The organism is Prescottella sp. GW823-FHT02E09, assembly GCF_058797375.1.
Genome location: NZ_JBXAJP010000007.1, coordinates 93,194 through 112,453, shown reverse-complemented (window position 1 = coordinate 112,453; position 19,260 = coordinate 93,194). Strand labels below are relative to the sequence as shown.

19 protein-coding genes are annotated in these 19,260 nt (G+C 69.4%); 1 reads left to right on the top strand and 18 read right to left on the bottom strand.

The window, feature by feature from the left end; genetic code table 11:
- Window positions 1-2: 2 nt before the first annotated feature.
- The 15 genes from AC1RIF_RS18780 to AC1RIF_RS18710 all read right to left on the bottom strand — a co-directional run bounded on the left by AC1RIF_RS18780 (window position 3) and on the right by AC1RIF_RS18710 (window position 13,100).
- Window positions 3-719: a D-sedoheptulose-7-phosphate isomerase gene (locus AC1RIF_RS18780; RefSeq protein ID WP_492602880.1), complete on the bottom strand. Its 717-nt coding sequence runs from the start codon at window positions 717-719 to the stop codon at window positions 3-5.
- The gene (locus tag AC1RIF_RS18775; protein ID WP_492602879.1) at window positions 716-1,462 is read right to left on the bottom strand and encodes a hydrogenase assembly protein HupF; all 747 of its coding nucleotides are present in this window, start codon (window positions 1,460-1,462) and stop codon (window positions 716-718) included. Before AC1RIF_RS18775 ends, AC1RIF_RS18780 begins: the two co-directional genes overlap by 4 nt.
- Window positions 1,459-3,843, bottom strand: a complete 2,385-nt coding sequence (gene hypF, locus AC1RIF_RS18770; protein WP_492602878.1) for a carbamoyltransferase HypF — start codon at window positions 3,841-3,843, stop codon at window positions 1,459-1,461. Before hypF ends, AC1RIF_RS18775 begins: the two co-directional genes overlap by 4 nt.
- Window positions 3,840-4,106 carry a HypC/HybG/HupF family hydrogenase formation chaperone gene (locus AC1RIF_RS18765; RefSeq protein ID WP_492602877.1) on the bottom strand — a complete coding sequence of 89 codons (267 nt, stop codon included), beginning with the start codon at window positions 4,104-4,106 and terminating at the stop codon, window positions 3,840-3,842. Before AC1RIF_RS18765 ends, hypF begins: the two co-directional genes overlap by 4 nt.
- Window positions 4,107-4,109: 3 nt before the next feature.
- Window positions 4,110-4,607, bottom strand: a complete 498-nt coding sequence (locus AC1RIF_RS18760) for a hydrogenase maturation protease (RefSeq protein ID WP_492602876.1) — start codon at window positions 4,605-4,607, stop codon at window positions 4,110-4,112.
- A 4-nt stretch (window positions 4,608-4,611) separates the two neighbouring features.
- Window positions 4,612-4,731, bottom strand: coding sequence for a DUF6893 family small protein (locus tag AC1RIF_RS18755; protein ID WP_492602875.1), 120 nt, complete (start codon window positions 4,729-4,731; stop codon window positions 4,612-4,614).
- Window positions 4,728-6,185, bottom strand: coding sequence for a hypothetical protein (locus AC1RIF_RS18750; protein ID WP_492602874.1), 1,458 nt, complete (start codon window positions 6,183-6,185; stop codon window positions 4,728-4,730). Before AC1RIF_RS18750 ends, AC1RIF_RS18755 begins: the two co-directional genes overlap by 4 nt.
- Entirely contained in the window at window positions 6,182-6,823 is a 642-nt protein-coding gene (locus tag AC1RIF_RS18745) for a DUF6084 family protein (protein WP_492602873.1), read from the bottom strand. The genes AC1RIF_RS18750 and AC1RIF_RS18745 overlap by 4 nt, the downstream gene beginning before the upstream one ends.
- Window positions 6,820-7,491, bottom strand: a complete 672-nt coding sequence (locus AC1RIF_RS18740; RefSeq protein WP_492602872.1) for a DUF5947 family protein — start codon at window positions 7,489-7,491, stop codon at window positions 6,820-6,822. The genes AC1RIF_RS18745 and AC1RIF_RS18740 overlap by 4 nt, the downstream gene beginning before the upstream one ends.
- Window positions 7,488-8,420 (bottom strand): NifU family protein, encoded by a 933-nt coding sequence (locus AC1RIF_RS18735; protein ID WP_492602871.1) that lies wholly within the window; start codon window positions 8,418-8,420, stop codon window positions 7,488-7,490. The genes AC1RIF_RS18740 and AC1RIF_RS18735 overlap by 4 nt, the downstream gene beginning before the upstream one ends.
- Before the next feature lie 8 nt (window positions 8,421-8,428).
- A complete protein-coding gene (locus AC1RIF_RS18730; protein ID WP_492602870.1) occupies window positions 8,429-10,222 on the bottom strand; it encodes a nickel-dependent hydrogenase large subunit in 1,794 nt (597 codons plus the stop codon).
- A 40-nt stretch (window positions 10,223-10,262) separates the two neighbouring features.
- On the bottom strand, window positions 10,263-11,348 hold the full coding sequence (locus AC1RIF_RS18725; RefSeq protein WP_492602869.1) for an NADH-quinone oxidoreductase subunit B family protein: 1,086 nt from the start codon (window positions 11,346-11,348) through the stop codon (window positions 10,263-10,265).
- Window positions 11,349-11,466: 118 nt separating this feature from the next.
- Entirely contained in the window at window positions 11,467-12,330 is an 864-nt protein-coding gene (gene hypB / locus AC1RIF_RS18720; protein WP_492602868.1) for a hydrogenase nickel incorporation protein HypB, read from the bottom strand.
- A gap of 3 nt (window positions 12,331-12,333) precedes the next feature.
- Window positions 12,334-12,663, bottom strand: coding sequence for a hydrogenase maturation nickel metallochaperone HypA/HybF (locus AC1RIF_RS18715; RefSeq protein ID WP_492603139.1), 330 nt, complete (start codon window positions 12,661-12,663; stop codon window positions 12,334-12,336).
- An 83-nt stretch (window positions 12,664-12,746) separates the two neighbouring features.
- Window positions 12,747-13,100: an ArsR/SmtB family transcription factor gene (locus AC1RIF_RS18710; protein ID WP_492602867.1), complete on the bottom strand. Its 354-nt coding sequence runs from the start codon at window positions 13,098-13,100 to the stop codon at window positions 12,747-12,749.
- A gap of 54 nt (window positions 13,101-13,154) precedes the next feature.
- On the opposite strand from AC1RIF_RS18710, the gene AC1RIF_RS18705 reads away from it, so the two are divergent.
- Entirely contained in the window at window positions 13,155-13,943 is a 789-nt protein-coding gene (locus AC1RIF_RS18705; RefSeq protein ID WP_492602866.1) for an alpha/beta fold hydrolase, read from the top strand.
- A 54-nt stretch (window positions 13,944-13,997) separates the two neighbouring features.
- On the opposite strand, the gene hutC is transcribed toward AC1RIF_RS18705, so the two are convergent.
- From hutC to AC1RIF_RS18690, 3 genes are all read right to left on the bottom strand, one after another.
- The gene (gene hutC, locus AC1RIF_RS18700) at window positions 13,998-14,753 is read right to left on the bottom strand and encodes a histidine utilization transcriptional repressor HutC (protein WP_492602865.1); all 756 of its coding nucleotides are present in this window, start codon (window positions 14,751-14,753) and stop codon (window positions 13,998-14,000) included.
- A gap of 101 nt (window positions 14,754-14,854) precedes the next feature.
- The gene (locus AC1RIF_RS18695) at window positions 14,855-15,613 is read right to left on the bottom strand and encodes an HpcH/HpaI aldolase/citrate lyase family protein (protein ID WP_492603138.1); all 759 of its coding nucleotides are present in this window, start codon (window positions 15,611-15,613) and stop codon (window positions 14,855-14,857) included.
- A 156-nt stretch (window positions 15,614-15,769) separates the two neighbouring features.
- The gene (locus AC1RIF_RS18690; protein ID WP_492602864.1) at window positions 15,770-19,177 is read right to left on the bottom strand and encodes an NAD-glutamate dehydrogenase domain-containing protein; all 3,408 of its coding nucleotides are present in this window, start codon (window positions 19,175-19,177) and stop codon (window positions 15,770-15,772) included.
- Window positions 19,178-19,260: the final 83 nt, after the last annotated feature.

The following is a 19,260-nucleotide window of genomic DNA, read 5'->3' as shown; positions in this document are numbered from 1 at the left end:
GGCTAACCCTCCTGTCCCGGTGTCGCGGTCGAGTGTTCGGGTGAGATGTCGCGCCGCGACATGTGTTCCTGGGCCGCCGACCACAGCCGGTAGCCGACGAGGGCGTGGCTCTCCTGGATGCGGTGGATGCTCTGCGACCGAATGGTGAAGCAGTACTCCAGGTCGTCGGTGACGGCCATCCGGCCGCCGTCGTGCCCCGCGAACCCGATCGTGAGGAGCCCGCGCCGTCGTGCCTCCGTCAGTGCGATCATCAGGTCGTCCGAGTTGCCGGACGTCGACAGCGCGATCGCCATGTCGTGCGAGCGGGCGTGCGCGATGATCTGCCGGGAGAAGATCAGATCGAACCCGACATCGTTGCCGAGCGCGGTGACCACCGCCTGGTCGGCGGCCAGCGACCACGCCGCGACGGGCCGGCCCAGGGCCGGCCGGCTGAACAGCGACGCGAGCGTGGCCGCGTCCGTGGAACTGCCGCCGTTGCCGAACGTGTAGAGCCGACCGCCGTCGACGAACCGCGCGGCCATCCGGGCCCCGGCCTCGTCGATCTGACCGCCCCATTCGGAGATCGAGTCCCGCTGCAGCCGGGCACTTTCCGCGGCCTTCCCCCGAGCGGATGCGGCGAGATCGTCGAGCAGCGCGTCGGCGCCCTCCTCGTGGGCGTCGATGAAGGGGTACAGGAAGTCCGTGCCCTGTGAGCCGGATTCCGGTGTCGTGCCGGTCATGACTGCACCTCCTCATCGGGCTGCACCCGGGTGATCGCCGCACCGCCGTGGATCAGCAGCAGATCCCGCTCGGCGACGTCGCCGATCAACGTCGCATCCACCCGTTCCTCCCCCTTGGCGGTCCGCACCAACACATCGTCGAACGGATTCGCCGGCACCAGAATCACTTCCGCGATCCTGCCCTCGTCGCTGCACGTGACACACCCGTCGTCCGCGCAGTCGGCGCGCTCCGGGTCCCGGAGCAGACCGGGGTGCTCGAAGCACACGTGTGTCAGCTCCCACAGCAGGTGATACATCAGCACGAACCGTCCGGTCGCGGGAACCATCGGGTCGTCGGAGTCCACCCACAGAATGTGAGTGGCCGCGCCGGCGTCGGGTCGCGGTCCCGAGCCGATCCAGATCGTGTCGGTACCCCAGGCCGGGGCCCGACGCATGATGTCGCGAACCTGCGGCTGATCCGCGGACGCCACCGCGAGGATCACATCGCCGGGCCGGGCCGCGACGCGGCACTGCGCCACCGGATCCGGCTCCACGAGCGACACCGACGGCAGCGCACGCTTACCCATGATGACGGGATGGACGAACTCCACCGCCACGTGGTGTGCATGCGGTTCCCACTGCGGCGAGACCACCCACAGCGTGGCGCCGTGCTGGAACCGGCGGGCCAGCGACAGCGCCGCCGCCGCCAGATCCGCGGACAGTTCGCGGTCGATCAGTTCGACCGTCGTGTCGCTCGTCGTCATGGTGTCACCCCATCGATCGCATCGGTCCGCGTCCGGCGCTCGGTCGCGAGCGCCGCGAGTCCCAGCACCGCCTGCCCCAGTGCGAGCCCCCCGTCGTTGGGCGGCACCACATGGTGGGTCAGCACGGTCAGCCCCGTTCCCTCCAGCCGGTGCCGCAGTAACGACGTCAGCAGCCGGTTCTGGAACACGCCGCCCGTCAGTCCGACGGTGCCGACACCCGTCTCCCGGGCGACCTCGGCGGCGAGGTCCGCGGTGGCCGCGGCCAGGGCGCGGTGGAATCCGAGCGCCAGATCCGGGACCGGTGTTCTCGCACGAAGACCCGTCACCAGACCGTCCAGCAGTTCCCCGAGGAGCAACTGCCCGTCGGCGATCCGCATCCCGATCGGTGCGGGCGTGTGGGCGTCACGGGCCAGCGCCTCGAGTTCGATCGCGGCCTGCGCCTCGTAGCTCACCCGGTGCCGGATCCCGAGCAGCGAGGCGACGCCGTCGAACAGCCTGCCGACGCTCGTGGTCCGGACGCATCCGATCCCGGACGCCAACTGTGCTGTGACGACGCCTCGTTCATCGTCGTCCAGCGCCCGCATGCACGGCAGCTCGTCGGGGTCGAGACCGGCCTCGTGCAACAGCGCCAGCGCCACCCGCGCCGGATTGCGGACCGCGGCGTCGCCGCCCGGCAGCGAGAACGGCTGCAGGTGCCCCACGCGTTCGGTGTCGAGGAGATCGGCGCCCACCCGGAGTAGCTCGCCGCCCCACACCGTGCGGTCGCAGCCGTAACCGGTGCCGTCGAAGGCGATGCCCAGCAACGGTGTTCCGATCAATCGATGCTCGGCGGCCAGCGCCGCGACGTGTGCGTGGTGGTGCTGCACGGTGTGCAGGTCGACGCCCGTCCGGGCACTGAAGTCCTCCGCCCAACTCCGGGTCGCGTACCCAGGATGCGCGTCTGCCACCACCAGCGCGGGCCGGACGTCGTGCAGCGCCGACAGCAGCGCGACGGACGCGTCGAAGGCGCGTCGGCTCTCCAGGCTGCCCATGTCGCCGAGATGCCCGGAGCAGAAGGCGAAGTCCTGCCGGGTGAGGCAGAAGGTGTTCTTCACCTCGGCACCCACCGCCAGCACGGTCGGCCCGGGCCGATCCAGCAACACCGGCAGCGGCGCGTAGCCGCGGGACCGGCGGATCGGCGCCGGGTCGCCGTCCACGACGGTCAACACCGAGTCCTCGCACGGGACCGCGATGTCCCGGCCGTGCATCAGGAAGGCGTCGGCGATGCCACCGAGTCGCTGCCGCGCATCGTCGTTGTCGACGCACAGCGGCTCGCCGCCGCGGTTCCCGGACGTCATCACCAGCATCCGCGGTGGGCGGATGTCGCTACCCGGCACCGGGGTGAACAGCAGGTGGTGCAGCGGTGCGTACGGCAGGAGGACGCCCAGCTCGTCCAGGCCCGGCGCCACCTCCGGGACCAACCCGGCTCCGGCTGCCTTCCGTAGCAACACGATCGGACGTGCCGGACTCTGCAGGACCTCGCACTCGGCGGGGCTCACGGTGCACACCGTCCGGACCGCCGGCAGATCGGCCGCCATCACCGCGAACGGTTTGGCGGGACGGTGCTTGCGCGCCCGCAGTCGTCGCACCGCGGCGGGGTTGCCGGCGTCGCACACCAGGTGGAATCCGCCGATCCCCTTGACCGCGACGATGCCCCCGCATGCGAGTTCCCGCTGCACCCACTCGAGCACCGCGTCGTCGCCGTCGATCCGACCGCCGCCCGCCTCCAGGAAGATTCGCGGTCCGCAGTCCGGGCAGCAGATCGGCTGCGCGTGGTATCGCCGGTCGGTGGGATCGTGGTACTCCCGAGCACACTGCGGGCACATCGGGAACCGCGCCATCGTGGTCGCGGGCCGGTCGTACGGCAGATCGGTGACGACGGTGAAGCGGGGACCGCAGTTGGTGCAGTTCACGAACGGGTGCCGGTACCGACGGTCGGTGGGATCGGCCATCTCGCGCGCGCAGTCCACGCAGATCCCCACGTCGGGCGGGACGAGGGTCCGCGCACCGGCGGTGTGCACACTGGGCACGATCCGGAACTCCCGTGCGCCGTCGCCGTGCGCCGGCATCGGCGCGACCGTCACGTCCAGCACCACGGCCAGCGGCGGCGCGTCGCGCCGCACCCGCTCGGCGAACTCGGCCAACACACCGGGCGGGCCCTCCACCTCGACGAACACCGACACCTCGTCGTTGCCGCACAGGCCCGCGAGGCCGAGTTCGCCGGCCAGACGCGCGACGAACGGGCGGAATCCCACACCCTGCACGACCCCGCGCACCGTCAACCGGTGCCGCGCCACCGCGGCACGACCCACCACCGCGGCATCGGCGGCCTCGGCCGTCACGGCGGACCTCCCCGGTCACGCTGCGGGTCACGCGGGCGACCCATCAGTTCCAACCCCGCCATCGCCTGCTCGGCACCGGCCCGGTCGACGCGTTCCACCGCGAAACCCATGTGGATCACCACCCAGTCGCCGGGCGCGAGGTTCGTGTCCTCGAGCATGCCGATGTTGACCTTGCGCTCGCTGCCCTCCACGTCCACGAGCGCCAGCTGGCCGCCGTAGCCGTCGAGCATGCGGATCACCTGTCCCGGGATTCCCAGACACATCGCTCAGCCCTCCACCCCGACGCCGGCACCGAACTGCTCGAGGACGGCGCGCACCGTGGCCGCGGCGGCGGGCACCGCCCGCGCGACCGGTCCGGACAGCCCGATGCCCTCGTCGACGTCCCGTACCTGACACCCGATCACCACGGTGCGCGGCAGGGTGCCGCCGAGCGCCGCGAGGCTCGCGAACACCGACGCCGGATCCATCCCGTGCGCGTCGAGTTGCGGCGCCGTGTCGGGATGGTCCCGGTTCACCTCGAACGCGCGCACCGTGCCCGGGGTACCGCGGTCCGGCACCGCGTCCACCAGGACCAACCCCTCCCAATCGTCCAGCAGGTCGTACGCGAGGTGCATGCCCCGGATCCCGTAGTCCACCGCGCGCACGCCCTCCGGGAGCGGGCCGTCGGCCACCGCCCGCAGCACCGCCGGCCCGAAGCCGTCGTCGCCGAGGAAGATGTTGCCGATACCCGCGAGCAGGACACGCGGCGCCGGGGCGGACCTCATGTCGTCACATCCGACGCATCCGCAGATACCGCTGCATGTCCGGGATCGACCGCACCGCGATCCACACGCCCGCCGCCGCCACCGCCGCGAACAGCACGGTGGAGAACATTCCTACTGCCCTCATGACTCATTCTCCTCTCGCTCGTTCGCCGAAACATCTTGCGAATCGAGTGGTTCCACTTCGTCCGGCGCGAAGTACAGGTAGCGGCCGTACCAGTCGTGCAGTTCGGCCGCGGGATCGTCCATGAGCACCACCCCGACGTGCGTTCCGCCGTCCACATCCGCGTGCACGGTGGCCACCCGGGCCACCTGGCCCGCGAAGAACAGATCCTGCGCGTCGGCACGGCGCGACGGCCGTAGTCGCACCAGACTCCCCTTCGCGACACGCACCCCGCCGACGAGGACGCCGTCGACGCCGGGACGAACGGTGGTGTCGGCGGCCGGATCCCACCACGGGACGTCGTCGGGCACCTCGGGAACCAGGCCGCCGGGGGTGACGAAGGTCGGGGGTTCGGCGAGCCCGGCACCGAACGCGCGCGGATCACGGAGTGCGCCGTGCAACTGCTGCATCTCGGCGGGCGACATGTTGTCGCACCGGTCGATGATCTGCGCCGCCCGTGGATCGGTCGCGCGGGCCTGGGCCTTCTCCGCGTCGGTCATCGTCATGACGCGGAGGGTGAGGATCTCGTCGATCTCGGTGGCGTCGAACAGGTCTCCGCCGCTCTCCTGCGCCACCTCCGGATGGTCGTACAGGATGATCGGCGACGCCAGGACGATGTCGCTGGTTCCCGGCGCGGACGGGTCCTGCCCGCCCGCGAGCACCGGGTAGCACCGGAACTGCCGGCAACCGGTCACCGCGTCGGCGAACTCGGCGGGCGGGTCGAGCAGCGACACGAAACGCGCCCCCACGACCGAGAGCACCAGGTGCGCGCCGATGAACGAGTGCCGGATCGCATCGTCCCGGTCGTCCTTACCGTCGCCGCCGGTCGCCTCCGACGACGCCAGGTCGTCCAGTCGCGCGTCATTGGTGACGTCGATGCCCAGCCGGATCGCGCCGCCGACCCGTACCGCACGCAGATCGACCCGGCCGCGCAACGGGAACCGCTCGCGGACCAGCCGCCCGGCGGCGCCGATGCGTTCGGTGTCGGCTCCGCCCGGGACCCGGATATCGCTGCCGGTGCCGGCGAGCAGTTCGGGCAGTGTGAACGCGCCCAGCGGAATCTCCACCTCCACGGCCTCGTCCCAGCTCACCCACGTCTGCCCGTCCGCCACGAGTTCGGGAACGGGCGCGTACCCGTCCTCGTCGGCGTGCTCGGCGGTGCGGACCTGCAGTTGCAGGAACCGCAGCACCGGCTCGAGCACGACGGCGTCCGATGCCCGGTCGAGCACACAGTCGACGTGCATCGACGAGTCCTCGCCGCTTCCCCGCTCGGCGGCGCCGACAGGGCCCACGACACCGAACTGCCAGCGCGACCGGTTCTTTGCCGAGGTGGACCGGTAGGGGTACAGCAGGTAGCCCTCGTACAGGACGGCGTCGGCCACCGCCCGCAGCCGCTCCAGATCGCGGACCTCCGTCATGTCGCCACCTCCCCCGCACCGTCGAGCAGTTCGGTCACGGCCTGATCGATCCCGAGCAGTCCGCGCGCCGCCTTGAACCGCAGCAGCGCCGCGATCGTGTCGTGGTCCAGGCGGACCCACCCGTCCGACGGAAAGCTCTGCCGCACCAGCTCGCGCCACACCTCGACCGGCATGTCGAACTGCGCCTCGCGGTCCCACGGAACCTGCTCGACCCCGAAACCGTTGCTGCCCTTCGTGAAGACGGTTCCGCTGAACAGGAAGCTGAGCGGGACCGTGTCGCCCTCGAGTGCGTGCAGGTACTTCGACGCGGTCACCTCGAAGTCGTACGTGCAGGGCATGACGAGCTCGGTGACGCATTCGCCGGCGAACCCGGGCACCACCGCGGTGGTGTGCAGCCACGGGAAGGTCGACAGGGTCGACGCCCAGCGCTCCCTGGGTCCGAACAGGTCCAGCAGCCCCGCCTCCTCCGCATCCGAGTAGCGGCGGCGCCGCGGCTCGATCCGGATCTGGCAGCGCAGCACCAGCGCGTGCACCGTCGCGCCCGTGCTCTCGGTGATCCGGACCCGCGCGATCAGGTTGGGGGTCACCGCGAACGGCTCCGGCGCGATCGACAGAACCGTGAAGTCCACCGCCGTCACGACGCACCTCCCTCGCGCACCGCGACGCTGCGCCGTACGATCCGTGCGAAGAAGTCGTCGAGTTCGCGTCGGGCGTCCTGCCCACCGTCGAAGCCGCGCCAGCAGCGCCGTAACCTGCCCACCAGCTCGTAGCAGGCGTCGATCGGCAGCAGGTGGCACTCGGCGCCACCGGGTCCGGTGTTCGGCACACGGATCAGCAGCGCCTCCACGTCGTCGACCACGGTGCGGAGCGCGGGATTGGCGTCCACCACGGAATCCCAGGCAGCGATCGGGAGTTCCGATTCCGTCGCACCCGCCGGTCCCGGATAGAACGCGACCGTCCGGTCCTGCTCGGAGTTGCGGAAGAAGAAGGCGAGACCGACGGGGATCTCCAGTCCGTCCCACTGCCCCGGCCCCAGCCGGAAATCCGGGAACGACAGGAACCGGTCCGGCACGGCCCGATACTTCAGCACCGCATCGGGTTCGGTGAACAGCAGGAAGCACGGGCGGCACACGCACATCAGCAGACGTCCGGCCATGTTCACGACGTGCGAGTGCTCGTCGGCGATCGGGGCCGCGCACATCTCGCACCGCTCCCCTGCCGGCGCATCCGGTCTGGTCGCCACGATACGACGCAGCACCCCCAACGCCGATCCGGTGGGGGTGCCTGGGCCACGCGGCGCGCTCACCCGGTCACCGCCGTGGGCACGGCCACCGAGAGCACGCCGTCACGCACCAGGACCGGCAGTGGGTCGAGATGATCGTCCGGGGCCTCCACGCCGGCGCCGGCTCGCCGGACGTCGTAGTGGGCGCGGCAACTCGGACATCGCAGGACCGCATCGTTCACCGGTCCACCGGCGCGGCGTGCCATCGCGGTGCCCGCCATCGAGTTCCCGCACGCGGGACACCGGTCCCGGTACGCGAACAGATCGTCGCCCAGCCGGCACACCAGCATCGTGAGCCCCCCGACGGTGAATCCGCCGACCTCGCCCGGTTCCAGCTCGGCGAATTCCGGTACCGCCAACCAGTTTCCGCTGGGGGGAGCGGACTCCCGCACGTGCGAGAGCAGTGATTCCGCCGAGAACACACCGGGTGTGGGCGCGCTCTCGCGTTCGTCGGTCTCCACCTCGATCGCCGTGACCTCCGGTGCGGCCGCCTGCACGGCACCCTCGACCGCGAGTTGCAGCGTCACCGCCGACGACGGACACCCGTGACAGCTGCCCAGCAGGCGCAGCCGCACGACGCCGTCCGACACGTCCACCAACTCGACGTCGCCGCCGTGCGAACCCAGGTAGGGGCGGACGCTGTCGAGCGCCGTCCGCACCCGCGTGTCGACGTCGTGCGGATGCAGACCGCTCACCAACAGCACGCTCGACACCAACTCGTCGCGCGCCAGCGCGTCGATCAGCCCGGGTGTGTGGGAGGCGGCGACCAGGATCCGGTCCAGCGCCTCGCCGTACAGGTCGACCACCTCGCGGACGAGCTGCTCGGCCCGCTCACGCGCGACCGGTCCTCCGGCCGCGGAGGCGTCGAGCAGCGCCTCGATCCGATCGCCGGCTCCCCGCCAGCGATCGGATTCGTGCGCCCGGATCTGTCTCTCGTCGTCTGCCGGCCCCATTCCTCACCTCATTCCCCGGTCATGGACTGCGTCGGAGAATGGAGCTTGTCGAGGGTCTGCCCGTCACCGAGGTACATGTGCACACCGCAGGGCAGGCAGGGATCGAAGCTGCGCACGGTCCGCATGATGTCGATGCCCTTGAAGTCGTCCCGGCCGTTCTCCTCGTAGATCGGCAGGTCCGTGACCGCGTCCTCGTACGGACCCGGGATGCCCTCGGCATCACGCGGACTCGCGTTCCACGGAGTGGGCGGATACGGGTGGTAGTTCGCGATCTTGCCGTCCCGGATCACCATGTGGTGCGACAGCACCCCGCGCACCGCCTCGGTGAAGCCACAGCCGATGCCTTCGTCGGGCACCTCGAACGACTCCCACGTCTTGGTCCGGCCGGCATTGATCTCGACCAGTGCCTTGCGCGCGAAGTGCAGGGCCATCGCGGCCGCGTACGCCTGGAAGTACGTGCGGGCCCGGTTGCGCTCGATCGTGTTGCTCCACTGCGGGATCCGCCACTCGAAGCTCGCCGGCCCCTTGAGCGCCGTCTTCGGGAGGTCGATCTTGACGCTGTGCCCGGTGGCCATCACCTCGTCGGTCTCGACCAGCCCGGCCAGCGCGGTGGACCACATCCGGGCCAGGGCACCGCCGCCGGTGTCGAGGGCGAGGTTGTTCTTGCCGTCGAACCACCGCGGCGACATCACCCAGCTGTACTTGTCCTCGAGGTCGCGCTTCTGCGGTTTGGGATTGGTGTGCTGGTTCCACGGGTGGCGGCGGTCCACGGGATTGCCCAGCGGATCGGTGCTGACGAAGGTCTCCTGGTCGGACCAGTCGTCGTAGTACGACGACCCCAGCATGATGCGGATGCCCAGGTTGATGTCGACGAGGTCCGTCGTCACCAACTTGTTGTCGACGACCACGCCCGGGGTGACGAACATCTTCCGACCCCAGTCCGTCATGTCCTTGTAGGCGAAGTTGCACACCTCGGGATCCTGGAAGGCACCCCAGCACCCGAGCAGCACCCGCCGCTCACCGACGTGCTCGTATCCCGGCAGCGCCTCGTAGAAGAAGTCGAACAGGTCGTCGTGCATGGGCACGACCTTCTTCATGAACTCGATGTAGCGCATCAGCCGCGTCGTGTAGTCGGTGATCAACTGCACCGTCGCGACCGTTCCCACGCCGCCTGGGTACAGCGTCGACGGATGCACGTGCCGACCCTCCATGAGACAGAACATCTCTCGGGTGAGTCGGCTGACCTGGAGCGCCTCCCGGTAGAAGTCGCCGGTGAACGGGTTGAGCGCCCGCATGATGTCGGCGATGCTCCGGTAGCCGTGCTCGTCGGAGTGCGGCGCCGGGGTGTTCTCGGCCTGCGCCAGCACACCCGGATTGGTCTCGGACACCATCTTCTCGCAGTAGTCCACCGCGACCAGGTTCTCCTGGAAGATGTTGTGGTCGAACATGTACTCGGCGGCCTCGCCGAGATTGGCGATCCACTCCCCCAGGTGCGGCGGCTGGACCCCGTACGCCATGTTCTGCGTGTAACACGAGCACGTCGCATGGTTGTCGCCGCAGATCCCGCAGATCCGGCTGGTGATGAAGTGCGCGTCGCGTGGATCCTTGCCCTTCATGAACAGCGAGTAGCCGCGGAAGATCGACGACGTGCTGTGACACTCGGCGACGGTCTTGTTCTTGAAGTCGACCTTGGTGTAGATCCCGAGACTGCCGACGATGCGGGTGATGGGGTCCCAGGCCATCTCGACGAGGCCCTTGTCGTCGGTCGCCCCCTGTTTCGGCTCGGGCACGGTTGAAGTCATCGAGATGCCTCTTTTCCCTCGGCGATCACGTGTGTTCGCGCTACCAGGTGCGGACGGCCCCGGTCCGGAGCAGGCGCCCCGGTGCGCGCCAGTGCGGTTCCTTCTCGAGCGTCCTGCCGGTGACACCGCGCAGTGTGCGGATCACCGACCCGTACACCTCGGACACCGAGCTCGACAGAATGCCGCCGGGAGGTTCGTCCATGAACGGCATGAACTTGTCCGGGAATCCGGGCATCGTGCACCCGATGCAGATGCCGCCCACGTTGGGGCAGCCACCGATACCCGCCATCCAACCTCGTTTGGGCACATTGCATCTCACCACCGGCCCCCAGCAGCCGAGTTTGACGATGCACTTGGGCGAACCGTATTCGGTCGCGAAGTCGCCCTGCTCGTAGTAGCCGGCGCGATCACAGCCCTCGTGCACCGTCTGCCCGAACAGCCACTGCGGTCGCAGCTGCTCGTCGAGCGGGATCATCGGAGCCTGCTCGGTCACCTGGTACAGCAGGTAGGTCAGAGTCTCGGACAGGTTGTCCGGCTGGATCGGGCAGCCCGGCACGCACACGATCGGCAGGCCCGCCTTCGACTTCCAGTCCCATCCGAGGTAGTCGGGTACGCCCATCGCCCCGGTCGGATTGCCGGCCATCGCATGGATACCGCCGTAGCAGGCGCACGTGCCCGCCGCGACGATCGCGGTGGCCTTCGGCGCGAGCCGGTCGAGCCACTCGCTCGTCGTGACGGGCTGTCCGGTCTCCGGGTTGTTGCCGAACCCGCACCAGTAGCCCTCGTCGTGCAACTTCTCGTTCGGGATCGAGCCCTCGACGACGAGCACGAACGGTTCCAGTTCGCCGCGGTCGGCCTTCCAGAACCATTCCAGGAAGTCGTCGGCGCCGCCCGCGGGCCCGCACTCGAAGTCGATCAACGGCCAGTGCACGGCAATCTTGGGAAGACCCGGCAGCGCGCCGAAGACGATTTCCTCGACGCTCGGCTGGGTGGCTGCGGTGAGTGCGACGGAGTCGCCGTCGCAACTGAGCCCCGCATTGATCCACAGGATGTGGATCAGTCCCTCGTCCGTCTCGTCGGCCTTCGCGTGCCCTGACTTCTTCGCAGCTTTGGTCGGTGTCGACATGTCGGCCACTCCCCGGGGCGCACCTGCCCCTGCGTCACCGGAGTCGACCTTCGGCCCACTTGCGTGACGCCCACCACAATTAAGGCGCGGACCGGGGCGCTATGTCAACGGCAGGCGCTCATCCCAGCCGGCGTTCGGCGATCCACCGGTACCACCGGTCCAACCCCTCGCCGCTGGTCGCGGACAGATTCAGAACCTGCACACCGGGATTCACCGATCGTGCATTCCGTTCGCACACCGCCGGGTCGAACGAGACATACGGGAGCAGGTCCGTCTTGTTGACGATCACGAGGTCGGCGACCGCGAAGATGTGCGGGTACTTCAACGGCTTGTCGTCGCCCTCCGTCACCGATATTAGGACAACCTTGCCTTGCTCGCCAAGGTCGAACAGGGCCGGGCACACCAGATTTCCGACATTCTCCACGAACACCATCGATTCGTTCGCGGGATGCAGCGTATCCAGCGCACCGCGCATCATCGCTGCGTCGAGGTGACAGCCGGATCCCGTATTCACCTGCACCACAGCACATCCCGTGGCACGCATCCGTTCGGCGTCGAGCAGGGTCTCCTGGTCGCCCTCGATCACCGAGATCGGACCGGTCTCGGACAGGTCTCGAACCGTGCGCTCGAGCAGCGTGGTCTTGCCCGAGCCGGGTGAGCTCATCAGATTGAACGCGAGCACCCCGCGCTCGGTGAGCCACGTGCGGTTCTCCTGCGCGAGCGCGTCGTTCTTGGCCAGGATCTTCTCCTCGAGCGTGATCGTCTCGGTTGCGGCCGGCTCGTGGGAATGTTCGTGTGCATGGCCATGACCGTGCGGGTGGTCATGGTCGTGCGCGTGGTCATGGTCGTGCGGGTGGTCACGTGTGTGGACCCGACCGTCCTCGTGCTCGTGCGAGTGCCCGGCAGCGCCCGGCACGCTGATCCGGGTTCCGGCCGTCCCGCCGGCCTCGTCGACCTTGCCGCAGCCACACGTTGCACACATGGTTCAACCCACTTCCATCGACATGATCCGCAGTTCGCGGCCGGAGAGGACCTCGACGTCGGCGCTGCCGCACGGACACAGCAGCACCAGGTCACGGAGGGGAAAGTCCGTGTCACAGCCACGGCAGTGCGCCAGTCCGGGAGGCTCCTCGATGTCGAGCCGAGCGCCCTCGGCGACCGTGCCCTCCGTGACCAGTTCGAAGCAGAACTGCATCGCGTCGGGCACCACCGCGCACAGGCAGCCGACCTGCAACCGGATGCTGCGCACGCTACGATCGCCGGCGCGCTCGCACACCGCGTCGACGACGCTCTGGGTGATCGCCATCTCGTGCATCACGGGTCCCTCCGGACGGAGGCTGTCCGAAGTCACGATAGGCCGCACTCGCGACCGGCAACAGAGGATTCGGTGAAGCGGGATCAGCCGGCGTCGTGCTCGTGGAAGTGGGTGGCCCCGATGGTGTGCAACAGCTCGTGCACCGTGTCGTCGATCAGGCGGTAGCGGACGGTGCGGCCGGAGCGCTCGGCCGACACCCAGCCCTGCTGCCGCAGCAGGCGCAGAGCGTGGGACACCGCGGTGCCCGTCATCCCGAGTGCCACGGCGAGGTCGGTGACGCAGATGTCGGGGGCGTGGTGCAGGCACAGCAGCAGCCGCAGCCGGTTGGGGTCGGAGAGCAGCTCGAAGCGGTTGGCCCACGCTCCGATGTCCGGCGTCTCTAGCGCCTGCGCCGCGCGGCGGGCGTGATCCGGGTCGATAGCGGGAATCTCGGGCACGGCCTCAGTGTAGGTCTGCCGATCCCGATCGCGACCTAACGTAGAGGGGTGGTCATGCAGCAGGCAGTCAACCCCGTCGACGACGTCGGGATCGCGTATCGGGTGATCGGCGACGGGCCGCCGTTGGTGCTGGCGCACGGCACCGCGCTGTCCAGCGCGATCTGGCGCGCGTTCGGATACGTCAAGGCCCTGCGGGATCGGTACCAGCTGATCCTGCCGGACATGCGCGGACACGGCCGAAGCGGTACCCCGCACGACCCGGACTCGTACGCGATGGACCTGGTGGTGGGCGACATCGTCGCGGTGCTCGACGCGCTGGGGCACGAGCGGGCCCATTACCTGGGCTATTCGTTCGGCGGACGCGTCGGGCTCTCACTCGCGGTCAGCGCCCCCGAACGCCTGCGCACCCTCACCGTCGGCGGCGGCAGTTCGCGCCCGCAGGCCGGCTCGTTCGACAAGCTGTTCTTCCCCGGCTGCATCGACGTCCTCGACCACGAGGGCATGACGGCCTTCCTCGACCGGTGGAACGCGTACCGCCCCTGGCCACTCGACGCCGCCACCCGAGCCGCGTTCGACGCCAACGACACCCGCGCCCTGGTCGCGTACCTGCGCCGGTCCGAGGAGGAACCGGGCGTGCCCGACGCGGCGCTCGAGGCGCTGGATGTTCCGACGATGCTGTTCGTCGGCTCCGAAGACCGGCCGCGGCTGTCGGACACGAAGAAGCTGGCGACGCTGATTCCCGGGTCCCGGCTCGCGGTGATTCCCGGCTTCGACCACGCCACCACCGTCGCGGCCTCCCCCGAGGTCCTGGCGGTGGTGAAGCCGTTCCTGGAGGAGCAATGACCGTGAAGGATCTCCGACGGTATGCGCCGGAAACCCTTCACGATCGCGCGGCCCTCAGCGAGCGAAGGCACCCTCGAGCCGGTTGCGCGATCCCGGGTGGATCAACCGCGCAGCGCTCACCAGGCCGTGTTCGGACCAGGTCCGACGCCGGATGAGCAGACACGGCTCGCCGCGGTCGATCTGCAGCAGCCGGCACTCCTCCGGGCTGGCGAGAACGGCCTCGACGACGTGCTCACCGCGCACGAGCGGCGCGACGCGGGTGAGGTAGTCGTTGGGCGTGATGGTCGTGAAGTCCTGGTCGAGGTAGTCGGGCGCCTCGGCCGGGTTCACCAGACGGTCCTCCACCTGGATCGGCTTGTCGTCCTCGTAGTGCACGAGAACCGAGTGGAACACCTTGGCGCCGACCGCATCCCGGAGGAATGCCTGGGAGTGGTCGGTGTCCTCCTCGCGAACGAAGATCACCTCGGTGCGGTGCCGGTGGCCACGCTCCTGGATCTCGTCCGCGATGTTCTTCACCTCGAACAGCGGTGACGGGGTCTTGGTGCTGGCGACGAACGTGCCGATACCCATCATCCGAACGATCAGGCCGTCACTGGTCAGTTCTCGCAGCGCGCGGTTGATCGTCATCCGGGACAGACCGAGCGCGCCTACGAACTGGTTCTCGGACGGCAGCTGGTCGCCCTCCGACCAACGGCCCGAACGGATCTGCTCGGCCACCAACTTCTTGACCCGTTCGTAGGCAGGCACGGACTCGCCGCCGGCCTCGTCGAACAGCGCGGCCAGTTCCGCGTCGACGTCAACCACTGCCATCCGCTGCCCCTGTTCCTCGAGAAGTCCCACCGCTCCGCTGGTCGACTCGGCCCACGAAGTCTACCGACCAGCACGGCGCCGTAACGGTGCTGGTCATCGGCTCATCGACACAGGGGGCGCTCGGCCGGGTCGATCCGGTACGTCCGGGCGCGGTCGAGGACCGCCTCGGCCGCGCGCAGACGGGGCAGATAGCTGCCGTCGATGCTGTCGGTGCGGTGGTCGAGGAGGTCCCGGGCCCTGCGCACCTCCTCCGGGCTGGGTGCGAACCCGGCGTTGATCGTGCCGATGTGGTCCGGCTTCACACACAGCATGCCGCCCATCCCGGTCGCGATGGAACGACGGCAGTAGTCGCGGAGTCCGCCCACCTCGGCAGCGAGTGACGGTCCGTCGATCGGCGCGGGAAGCCCGGCCGATCGACTCGCCAGGACGAGGTGCGCCCGCGCCCCCATGACCGTTGCCGAATCGTCCGCCGCGGCCGTGTCGTGACGGAAGTCGCCGCTCCCGAACGCCAAGCGGGTCAACGACTTCGCGCGCGCGATCGACACCGCCTCCACCACCCCGGTCGCGGACTCGACAAGGGCGATCAGACCGCCGACGAAGTCGCCCAGGGCGGCCGAAGTCGCGTCGACCTGTTCCGCCGACTCGGCCTTCGCGAGGACGACCCCGAGAATCCCCGGACACCGGCTCGCGAACGCGAGGTCCACGCTCCAATCCGCAGTCGTGGCGGCGTTCACACGGAGCCACGCCCTCCCACCGCTCGCTGCCCAGTCATGGATCTCGTCGCGGGCGCGGGCCCGGTCTCCCGGCGCGACACCGTCCTCGAGATCGAGGACGACGGCGTCGGGGCCGTACCGCCGAATGCGCTCGTCGAGTTCGGTTGTGCGTGTTCCGGGCAGCAGCAGCCACGAACGCGCGTCTCGTGGAGAGACCGCTCCGACGGACTCACCGGTTCGGCAGGAGTTCAGGATAGTGATGACGTTTCCTCTCGTGGATGGCGAACAGGTCAGGTCTGCGGATCAACCGGCCATCCGCCGCAGTTGCCGCGACGCGACCGACAATGCGGCCAGGTCCCGCTGCCCGGACGCGGAGATCTCCGCGAGCGTGCTTCGTGCGCGGCGCAGTCGGGACTCGTTGCGCTCCTCCCAATCCGCGATCATCCGCTCGGTGTCGTCGCCCGGCACGGCCCGCGCGAGGACGTCCGACGTCAGGGCCCGCACGCTGTCGTACAGCTCGTCACGCAGCGACAACCGCGCCAGCGCATCCCACCGGCTCTCCTTGCCCAGGTCGGACACCCCGTTGAGGAGCGGCACGAGGCCCACCCGTTCGCACAGGCGGAAGTACAGCTCACCGGCGACGGCCAGGTCGCACTCGGCCCGATCGGCGATATCGACCACGTCGAGCAGTCCGAACCTGTCGAGCGCCAACTCGACCTCGCGGACGAGGTCCTCGGGAGCGCCACGTTCCGCGATCGCACGCGTACGGTCCCGCAGGTTGGTCCGGTCCGCGCCGACCAGCCATCCTTCGAGCAGCGCCGACGCATGTTCGATCTGCTCACGGAACCGCGTGATCTCCGCTCCCACGGCCAGCGGCTGCGGCCGCCGGTGCAGCATCCAGCGGGACGCCCGGTCGAGCAGTCGGCGGGTGACGAGGATCAGTTCGTCGGCCACCTCGCTGGGAACGTCGGCGGCGGCGATCCGGGCCCACAGGCCAGGCAGCCCGAACACGTCGCTGACCACACTGAACGCCCGCACCGCGTCGTCCGCCGTGGCCCCCACCTCCTCCGCGAGCCGGAAGACGTAGGAGATACCGCCGCGGTCGACGACGTCGTTGGTCAGTGCTGTCGCGACGATCTCGCGGCGCAGTGGGTGCCGGTCGACGGCCGCCTCGTGATCGCGACGAAGCGGCTGCGGGAAGTACTCGCGAAGGATCGGCAGGTACACGTCGTGGTCGACCAGATCCCCGGCCAGCAGGGCACCCTTGAGATCGAGCTTGACGTGCGCCATGAGGGTCGCCAGTTCCGGGGCCGACAGTCCTGCACCGGCCCGCCGCAGCGCGCTGATCGACTTCGCGTCGGGCAGCACCTCGAGCGTCCGGTCGAGAGCTCCGGAGGCTTCGAGTGCCGTGATCAGACGTCCGTGCACCCCGAGCATCTCGGACGCGTCGGCCAGCGCCGTTCCCATCAACTCGTTCTGGGAGACGTTGTCCGCCAAGACGAGCGCGGCGACCTCGTCCGTCATCTCGGCGAGCAGGTGCGGCCGCTCCGCCGACCCGAGTCCGCCTGCACTCACCAGGTCGTCGAGCAGGATCTTGATGTTGACCTCGTGGTCGGAGCAGTCGACACCCGCGGAGTTGTCGAGGGCGTCGGTGCCCACTCGTCCTCCGGCGCAGGCGAACTCGATCCTCGCCGCCTGGGTGAGGCCGAGGTTGCCGCCCTCACCGACGACCCGGGCGCGCAGTTCACACCCTTCCACCCGGACGGCGTCGTTGGCCTTGTCGCCGGCGTCGGTGTGCGTCTGCGTCGAGGCCTTGACATAGGTGCCGATGCCGCCGTTCCACAGCAGGTCGACGGGAGCCCGTAGGATCGCCCGGATCAGTTCGGGGGGAGTCATTTCGGTGACGTGGTCGTCGAGGCCGAGAACGCGCCTGGCCTGATCGCTGATCGGCACGGACTTCGCGGTCCTGTCCCAGACCCCGCCGCCCGCGCTGACGATCGTGCGGTCGTAGTCCGCCCACGACGAGCGCGGTAGTGCGAACAGCCGCTCCCGCTCCGCGTACGAGGCCTCGGGATCCGGGTCGGGATCGAGGAACACGTGACGATGATCGAACGCGGCGACCAGACGAATGTGCCTGCTGCACAACATCCCGTTACCGAAGACGTCGCCGCTCATGTCGCCGATTCCGGCGACCGTGACATCCTCGCGCTGGCAGTCGATGCCGAGTTCCCGGAAGCGGCGCTTGACGCTCTCCCACGCCCCTCGCGCGGTGATGCCCATCGCCTTGTGGTCGTAGCCGACCGATCCGCCGGACGCGAAGGCATCGCCCAGCCAGAAGCCGTACTCGGCCGCGACCTCGTTGGCGATGTCGGAGAACGAGGCGGTGCCCTTGTCTGCCGCCACGACGAGGTAGGTGTCGTCGGAGTCGTGGCGGACCACGCCGCGCGCGGGAAGGACAGCCCCGGTGCGCCGATCGATGTTGTCGGTGAGGTCGAGCAGGCTGCGGATGAACATGCGGTACCCGGCGACACCCGCCTCCCGGAGCGCGGTGCGGTCGGATTCGGCGTCCCCGGTCGGCGCCGGAGGACGCCGCAGCACGAAGCCACCCTTGGCGCCGACCGGCACGATCACGGCGTTCTTCACCGCCTGCGCCTTCACGAGACCGAGCACCTCGGTGCGGAAGTCCTCCCGACGGTCCGACCACCGCAGACCGCCGCGCGCGACCGACCCGAAGCGCATGTGCACCCCGGCGACGGCCGGGGAGTAGACGAAGATCTCGTGCCGCGGCCGCGGCTCCGGCAGTTCTTCGATCAGGCGCGAATCGAACTTCAGCGCAAGGGTCTCCCGTTGGGGAGCGGCGAAGTGGTTGGTACGCACGGTGTTGCGGACGGCCCCGAGGAGGGCCCGGAAGATCCGGTCCTCGTCGAGTCCGAGCACCGTCTCGATCAGCGCCGAGGCCGCGGCGGCGGACGCGTCCCCACCGTCCCCGGACTGGACGGCCGGATCGAAGCGCGCGGTGAAACACCCGATCAGAGCCGACGCGATCTCGGGGTGGCGGCACAGCGCATCGGCGACATACGCACTGCTGTAGGGGAATCCGCCCTGCCGCAGGAACTCGGCGTAGGCACGCAGGACGGTCACTTCGCGCCACTGCAGACCCGCCCGGGCCACCAGTTCGTTCAGCCGGTCCGGCTCGGCTACGCCCTGCCAGAGCGCCTGGACGGCGCCACCGAACCGGGCGGCGAAGCCGTCGAACCCGTCGACCGGTGCGATGGCGTACCGAACCGTGAATTCGTAGACCCAGCACGGCATTCCCGCCGGCGAGGCGAGAGCGTAGGGACGCTCGTCGAGCACCTCGACACCAAGGCTCTGCAACAGCGGCATCAGGTCCCCGAGCGATGCAGGACGCCCGCCGACGTACAGGGACAATCGGTGGGTGCCGCGGGTGGTCGCGTCGGGGACGATCCGTACGTCGACCGCACCGTCGGAGAGTCCGCCGAGGATGACGAGGTCGGTGCGCGCCCGCTCCGGGCTGATGTCCTGCTTGTAGCCGGCGGGTAGTTCCGCTACGAACTCGGCGAGTTGCTCGCGCGCTGCGGGGTCCGCGCCGGCGAGCAGGCGCTCGTCCCAACTGCGGAAGATACGGGCGAGAGCATCGTCGATCTCGCGGGGGTTCGGCATCGGATCGGTGTGGGTGGAGACGGTGTTCATCTGGGAACCTTCCGCCGGGTGCCACGCTGCACCCGACTGGTCGTCGTGTCCGTTCATCGGGTCGAACATCTCGCGATGTCGGG